General features: G+C 53.5%; 1 protein-coding gene. It reads left to right on the plus strand.

Annotated elements, in window-relative coordinates; translation table 11 throughout:
- Positions 1–389 (plus strand): DMT family transporter (locus FPV16_RS25995; RefSeq protein WP_227441385.1); only part of this gene is annotated, 389 nt, incomplete at both ends.

A 389-nucleotide genomic window follows, 5' to 3' on the forward strand; every position in this document is an offset into this window, starting at 1 on the left:
TGTATGCGCTGGCAGCGCTCTTGTGCATGTCGATTGGTGCCATTCTGCAGAAAGGCCTGAGTCAGCCCCCAGCGGACGTTTTGCCGTTGCAGGTCGGTATTAGCCTAGTGCTCTGCCTGCTTTTCGTCCCCTTCCAGCCCATCAGGTTTGAGCTGTCCTCGGAGCTTGTGACATCCGTTCTCTGGATGGCCGTCGTCATCTCCGTTCTTGCACAACTCCTGTTCTATCGACTCGTACAAACCGGCAATCTGGTAAACGTAACCAGTCTGTTTTATCTGGTGCCACTTGTGACAACGCTGTTGGATTACCTGATTCTTGGTCACCGGGTCGACGCACAAGGTGGGATGGGAATGGTGGCCATCCTTATAGGGCTGGTATTAGTATTCCGT

Origin of the sequence: Methylobacterium sp. W2 (genome assembly GCF_020662345.1) — a bacterium.
GTDB lineage: Bacteria > Pseudomonadota > Alphaproteobacteria > Rhizobiales > Beijerinckiaceae > Methylobacterium.